Origin of the sequence: Parasutterella muris, assembly GCF_009767915.1 — a bacterium.
Taxonomy (GTDB): domain Bacteria; phylum Pseudomonadota; class Gammaproteobacteria; order Burkholderiales; family Burkholderiaceae_F; genus Parasutterella; species Parasutterella muris.
The window spans coordinates 1-7390 of record NZ_WSRP01000060.1 but is presented as its reverse complement, the minus strand read 5'-3'; the positions used below and the strand labels follow the sequence as shown (position 1 = coordinate 7390).

General features: G+C 42.1%; 5 protein-coding genes. 3 read left to right on the top strand and 2 right to left on the bottom strand.

What is annotated here, in order from left to right:
* The first annotated feature begins 839 nt into the window (after nt 1-839).
* Nucleotides 840-1604, top strand: coding sequence for a ParA family protein (locus E5987_RS12125; RefSeq protein WP_160336340.1), 765 nt, complete (start codon nt 840-842; stop codon nt 1602-1604).
* A gap of 4 nt (nt 1605-1608) precedes the next feature.
* Nucleotides 1609-2598, top strand: coding sequence for a ParB/RepB/Spo0J family partition protein (locus E5987_RS12120; RefSeq protein WP_160336339.1), 990 nt, complete (start codon nt 1609-1611; stop codon nt 2596-2598).
* Nucleotides 2599-2681: 83 nt separating this feature from the next.
* Here the strand turns inward: E5987_RS12120 and E5987_RS12115 are convergent, their stop codons facing one another.
* Both E5987_RS12115 and dnaB read right to left on the bottom strand, forming a co-directional pair.
* A complete protein-coding gene (locus tag E5987_RS12115) occupies nt 2682-3779 on the bottom strand; it encodes a replication initiation protein (protein WP_160336338.1) in 1098 nt (365 codons plus the stop codon).
* 486 nt (nt 3780-4265) lie between these two features.
* Nucleotides 4266-5648: a replicative DNA helicase gene (gene dnaB / locus E5987_RS12110; protein WP_160336337.1), complete on the bottom strand. Its 1383-nt coding sequence runs from the start codon at nt 5646-5648 to the stop codon at nt 4266-4268.
* Between the two features lie 459 nt (nt 5649-6107).
* On the opposite strand from dnaB, the gene E5987_RS12105 reads away from it, so the two are divergent.
* On the top strand, nt 6108-7031 hold the full coding sequence (locus E5987_RS12105) for a DMT family transporter (protein ID WP_160336336.1): 924 nt from the start codon (nt 6108-6110) through the stop codon (nt 7029-7031).
* The last annotated feature ends 359 nt before the right edge of the window (nt 7032-7390 follow it).

Below are 7390 nucleotides of genomic sequence, written 5' to 3'. Positions count from 1 at the left end.
GAAAAAATTTCGAATTTATCGTTGAATATTCAGAAGGTTAAAGAAGCTTATTGATACATTTTTCTGGAAAAGTCGGGGCGGTGAGAGGTTTTATTTTGTCTGTAATGAGGGGGAATAATATTTTCGTTTATAAAACCCATTCTCCGGCGGCCGTGAACATGTTCACGATAGGCAACGGCTAACTTCCACTCGAAATTTTGTGGTCAAAAGCACATATTTGAGAGTACAACCGCTCCTTTCTTGCTGCGCTTAAGCACTTTGAATCGACTCAAAAGAATCTTTTGCTTCTACCGACAATAATTTTGTGGTCAAATGCACATAATATTTACGCTGTCCTTCCGCTATAACTGTTTTTTATTATGAGAAACTGTCGGTAAGCAAATTCTGTCGACATATGTTTCGTGCTTTAAAGCTTTTAGAAACGGAATTGTTCTCTTTGTACTAGGAAAGAATAATCCCTAACTGTGAACATGTTCACTTTTTTATCGACCATACTGTGGTCTTTTTCACATACAAAGGATAGAACGCATGTTACTTAACTTTTTAATGCTATCAAAATAACTCGACTATGAATAAAACATTGTTCCTTCCAAAATTATTTGTGGTCTTTTTCACATATTTTTCTCTACGAGTGCTGAGAACATGATTTCTCAAACAAGACTTTTGAACCATTTTCTCTAGTAAAAATGTAAAAAAAACCACAGATTTTGATCTTTTACCTTCGTGTGAACATGTTCACATAGAACCTGGCTTCTTAGTATTTCTGATGTGTGAACTTGTTCACATCAATTAGAAAGACCGCTAAAATTAGACTAACTTGAAACATCAAAGGAATCTCAATGGGGACTGTAATAGCATTTGCCAACCAAAAGGGTGGTGTCGGTAAGTCAACGCTCACCGTTCAAGCGGCTTTTTACTTTGCCACTAAGGAAAAGAAAAAAGTTCTCGTTGTAGATATCGACTCACAGGGTAATACCACCGAATCCTTGACACAGGGCCAGCCTTATGAGGGCACTTCCTCAGCTGCGCTGTTCGAGCCAAATCTGGAAGAACTGTCTATTCAAGATACACCTTATAAAATCGACTTGATCGGTTCCGAGCAAAATTCAAATGAAGGTTACGATATTGAAAGCCGTGATTTTTCAGTGGTTAAAAATCCGGCGATTCATATCAAAGCGCTCAAGGAAGAGTACGACTACATCATCGTCGATTGTCCTCCGTCACTTGGTAGAAAACTCCTTGGCGGCCTGATTGTAGCCGATTACGTCGTATGCCCGATCAAGTTATCCGGCTATGCGATTGGCGGCGTGTCCGGTATGGTGAAAACAATTCATGCCGTTCATGAAAACTACAATCCGAATTTGAAATTCCTTGGAGTTGTCGTAAATGAATATGACGACTCTGCGTCCGCAAAAGCAACTTTGGAGTTCCTAAAGAATGAAACCGACTGTGTCGTTTTTGACTCCAAACTGCACCATCGAGCCCCAATTGACGCAGCGACAACAATGGGGATACCGGTCTCAGAAATCAGAAACGGGAAACGCTCTTTTGAAGAGCTTGAACACCTCTTTAAAGAACTTTTAAACCGAATCAAAGCATCGTAACTATATGAAGACTTTTAAAATTAACAAGCCGAAAACACAATCGTTCAATCCGAAGAATATTAAAAGTCTGACCGATTTCAGTAGCTCCGTTGAACCAAATAAAGTCAACGGCAAAACATTAAAAACCATTCCTCTGGACCAAATTGATGCGAAGCCGCAGGTCCGTACTGTCATGGAAAATATTGGCGAACTGGCAGAATCTATGAAGAGCGGTCAGCTGCTGCCAATTTCAGTCGCCAAGTCCGAAAACGGGAACTACGTCATCCTCCAGGGCGAACGCCGCTGGTTGGCCGCCAAGCAGGCCGGACTGTCAGAAATAGAAGCTATTGTTGTTGAGGCTCCTAAAAATGAGGCCGACCGCATTTTTGGTCAGCTCACTGAGAATATCCAGCGCGAAAATATGAAACTTTGCGATCTGGTCAGCAGCATTAGTGACTTAGTTCAGCTCGGACATAATCAGACAGAAATCGCAAAGCGTTTAGGGAAAGACAGAACCTATATTTCTCGAATCGCTTCGCTCGCTTCAGCTCATCCTCTCGTGAAACAGTTTATTAACGACTCGTTCATAAACGACCCGCAAACAGCGCAAATTGTTAACTCGATCTTCGAAAAAAGCGCAAATGCAGAGCGTTTGCTTGCGTCCTGCCGAGATGAAGACGGATGTATCAGTCGTCCTGCTGCGCAGCGTCTGCTTAACAGCCTGAATGCGTCAAAAGAGAGCCACGAAAAGAAACAGAAAGTTAAGTCTTACGAAGACCGATTGAAAAAGAAAGAGATTCCTAACGGCATCAGAAGAGTCCCATCTGCCGCACCGGTAAACATCGCTGTTTCTTTTTTATCTGAATCCGGCCATCTCATAAACGGTCATCTTCTGCCCAGACTGATTGCGAAGAATCCAAATGAGGTCTGCGTATTATGCGAAAAAGACCACAAGGTTGTCTCAGTCCCTGCAGACAAGATCATTCTTCAGTCTATTTCAGAGCTGCAGAAATAAAATGTGAAAAAGACCACAGCTGAACGTAAGATTGTCTTGGATACATGAGAAAAAGACCACAAAATTGTGGTCTTTTTCTCATATTACTTATGCTTTGCTGAAGAAGGTTTAAATCCGACATCATTCAGAAAAACTCTAACTTCATACACGAATGCGGGATCTGCAAGCTTCGTTTGAATCCATCTGATCCAAGAGTCGTTGGAATCAGCAGCGGAACCGCATCGACTGAGATAGTCTCTTGCAAATCGAGTACCTACGCCGCCGTCCTGATAATTGGCAAGTTTCTTCGCAAAATAGCTTCTCTGCTGTTCACTCAAAATCAGTCCACGCCAATCTTCGTCACTGTATCCGGTCAGGTCCTTGACCATGCCTTCCCACTCTTCCTGCGGGACGGATAACGTACTCGGAACAGCGTCTTTTCTTCGACTCTTAACTGAGAAGATGATATCTGTGAACCGACGACCGGTGCGGATAAACTCGCTCTCAACATAGAAATCGATTTTCTTAGCTTCATTGATCTTAGCAGTGCATTCGCGAACAATTCTGGCAACGTCGCCATTGAGCTTCTTCTGAGGAATATTAAGGATTTCTTTGAGCTCCTCAATAGACATCTTCTTTACCTGGCCGCGCCAGCGCACGCAGAGCTCAAAGAATCGGAGTGTTGAGACACTCTTTAGTTCAGAAATCTGCTTAATCGGATACCGAATGAAATTCGAACGAATCTTCGTAAGGAAAGGAAGAACTTCCTGTGAGAACGTTAAGCCAATCATGCCGCTTCGGTAAGAGACTTTTGAGATCCAGCGGAACTCATCACGCTCCTTGCCATTTGAACCGAAAGTACGGATAACGCTTCGGTTGTAGAGCGTGTTAACAGCATTTTGAAGGTATTTGTATGCCTTGGATCGTTCGCTTCCGATTTCCCTAAGTTCTTTTGCCGATACCCAATAAACAGCATCGCTTCTCACCTGATCAGTAACCGAATCAATCTTACTGATAGCGACGAGAATAATTCTGAGTTCATTCAAGGAAAGATTTGTCTTTGCCGTCAGCAAATCATTGGACTTAACGACCACAGCATTACTGTTCCAATCTTTGGACAGAGCTGTGGTCTTTTTAACATTTTTTTCGGGTGCAGGCTGAGTCTCAAGATCGAACTCTCCTTGCGCAGTGTACTTTGTCATATCTAAAGACCGCCTAATCACTATGTATTTCCCGATTTTCTCACAATTAGCCTATCTTTTGTTGTGTTTTCTTCATCAAATGTGGTCTTTTTCACATAGATATGTGGTCTTTTTTACATAATATTGTGGTCTTTTTCACATTTAAACGAAACATCTTGTGGTCTTTTACTCATCTTATTTGGTCTTTTCTACAGAAATAAATGCGGCTTTTGTGGTCTTTTCTGCATATTATGTGGTCTTTTTCACATAAAAAGGCTTATAACTTTTTGTTTTTTAACATAAAAAAAGAGCCTTAAAAAGAAAAAAATTAATTAATAAAAAGAAAAAAGAAGGATTGCCGATTTCAGAGCTAAAGCCTAATAATTGACTAAGGTTATTTACTAGATACCGTATTTATGCTATCTTTCGGCTTTGTAATTTTTCCCAGGTCCCGGCTAGAGCCCTCCTACAGCATACTATTTAGTATGCAGGCCGGGACCTGCTTTTTCAGATTTGCTTCCAAGCGTTAATTTCTTCAAATCTCTGATGCTCTCCATCAAAGATAACTGAAGTTTGTCCTACAGCACCGTTTCTGTTTTTAGCCAATTCGATATAAACAGTACGGCTGTCTCCAGGCTCTAATCCGTATTTAGCTAGTGAATATAAGAAAATTACCATATCCGCGTCCTGCTCAATTGCACCGGACTCTCTCAAATCAGACAGCATAGGTTTTCTGCTGGGCCTGTTTTCTACATTGCGATTGAGCTGAGAGAGCAAAAGTATCGGACAGGACAATTCTTTTGCCAATAGTTTCAAACCTCGAGAAAGAGCCCCTAGCTTCATCGCGCGATTTTCCTGGGATTCTGTATCGCCTTCATCATCAATTAGCTGAAGGTAGTCAACTACAATTAGACCCAGTTTGCCTAAACGAGCCTTTAATTGCCTTGCTTTTGACTTCAGACGGTACAAGTTAATAAGGCCTGAATCGTCAACAAACAAAGCTGCTTTCTTCAGCACTTCCATTGTTTCGTAATAAGTTCTCCATTGAGGAGCGGATAGCTGACCAGATTCAATTGCCGAAATATCGATTCGGCTTTGAGCACTTACCAGTCGCTTAATTATTTCTTCTTTGCCCATTTCAATAGAAAAAATAGCGACCGGAAGACTTCTTACTGTTGCTGTGTATCTGGCTACCTGAAGCGCAAACGCAGTTTTGCCGACTGAAGGCCTTGCTGCCAGCACAATGAGCTGACCGGGCTTAAACCCGTTAGTCAGAAGATCAAACTCTTCTATTCCGCTTTCAGCTCCTTGAATTTTATCTGGAGCGTTCACTGCATCAAGCATTGATTCTGTGAGCTTGTCGAGCATTTGGTTTGCTGATGTAAAGCCGCTTTTTCCTTCTTCGTCGGGATTAATTTTTAAAATCTCTGCCTGCACGGTATCGATTAACTGAACCGCGGAGGCAGTCTTTCGCTGCCCGATCTCGGCCTCTAAACGCGCAATTGTCTGCAGCAATAAACGTTTTAAAGACTTGTCTCTCAGAATTGCAGCGTATTGACTGAGATTAACGGAACTTGAGCTGGATTCAATTAAGTTGTTTAAGTAGGGAAGGCCGCCGGACTCCTTTTCTTTTCCGTCCGCTCTAAGCCGATCAAAGACTGTCAGCAGATCTGTCTGCTGTCCGCTGTTGATCATTGAAACCATTTCGCCATAAATGAGTCGGTTTGCATGACTGTAGAAATCTTCCGGAGTAAGGGTCGGTTCCATCAAATAGAACGATTCCGGATTGGAGAGAAGCGCTCCTAAGATAGCCTGTTCAATCTCCGTGGATTTAGGAGCCAGTGTCTCCGAGTAAGACGAATTAATAGAATCGTTTGGAATTTCGTTCATAGCAGTGCCTTTCGTATTTTTTTATTCTAAACAAAGAGCAGGTATAGGAAAGATGCTTTTAAATATGAGAAAAAGACCACAACTTGATTAAGACCTTCAACTTAAAGGTTCTGGGTTCTAGTGCAAATAAAAAGAGAGCCTTTTAAGGCTGTTTGGTTGCTGTTTGACCTTTGATTCATTTTTAAATGCAATAAAGTTGTTGGTATTGAACAGTTCCGATAAACGAGATGACGATTGAGCTTCAAAAAATGTAAAAAAGACCACAAAAAAAATCTGGCTCAATTACCTTCTAGTGAGCGTGTTATCAGTGTTCTTTCTTGGATAAGAACCTTTTCCTTGAGTAAAATCCCATTGCGAAATCTATTGACTTGTTTCAAGCGAAGCTCTCTCGGCGTTGAACGATGAAGATGCAAAGAGCAAGTTTTCCTGCGAAAGAACGCGATTAACAGCGGAGACATCATGTTTGGTATATGGAAAGGAATTTTCTTAGCGGCTTTTGCAGGATGCTGCTGGGGCACTATGGGTGTTGCTGCTCAATATTTGTTTGAGAACTGTCGTTTTGAAGCTGATGATCTGACAGCACTTCGCTTAATCGGTGCCGGCATACTTCTTCTTCTCATCTCTGCAGTGTCAGAAGGACCTAGGAGTTTATTTCTGCCTTTTAAGGATAAAAGAAATATCCGAGACATCCTCATTTACGGAGTGGGTGTCCTTTTAATCCAATACACGTTTTTTATCGCGATTCATGCAAGTAATGCAGGTACAGCTGCGATTATGGTTGGGTTCGGGCCGCTAATGATTATGTTTTACATGGCCGCAGCGAAACATAGACTGCCGTCTGCCAAGGAACTTTTTTGTCTCGTATTGGCCGTATCCGGTGTTGCGCTTCTCGTAACCAAGGGAAATTTTGACTCTTTGGATATTGCATCTGCCGGCGCTTTTTGGGGAATTGTCTCTGCAGCGTTTGGAGCATTCTGTACCGTCCAGCCAAAAGCCGTGATAGAGCGTATCGGTGTCTCGCTGGTCGTGGGCTGGGGCATGGTTGTGGGCGGGACGATCGCTTGTTTCTTTACCGATCCATTTAGCATGGACGTCGACTGGACATGGGCGTCCGTCGGCTGTTATCTGTTCATTATCGCGTTCGGAACTGTGGCAGCATTTTGGTGCTATCTCAGAAGCACGATGTATGTTATTCCCTCTATTTCAGCAATTCTGGGCTCATTCGAGCCGTTTTCGGCTGTGCTCTTTTCTTTTTTAATTCTTCATACAACCTTTAACGGTTATGAACTGTTTGGTGCCGCGGCGATTATCACCAACATGCTGATCCTGGTGTGGCCGGATAAGAACGCAATCAAAAAACTGTCAGCGGAAAAGAGTCAATAGCGCTCATCTGAAAAGACGAAGTAATAAAAGTCTCTACCTCAAATCGAGTCTTGATTTGACGAACTCAAAAATATGTGTAAAATGCACGCCTCATTGAACAACGCCAAGCGCTGTTCGAGATGCAGAAACAAATTTTTACATTGAATTTTCCTGTTTCAGTTGACAAGAATTTTCAGTTCTGTAAAATAGCAATTCTGCGCTTGAGAAATCAAGCAAGTTCTTTAAAAATTTATCGACGACCGATAAGAGCGGGCGCTGAAGATTTAAGCGGGTTTAGAAGACTGAATTCGCGAAGCAATTTTTAGCTCGCACTTATTGGAAGAAGGAGTAGAAATACTCCGTCAAACACCAAGAGAGTG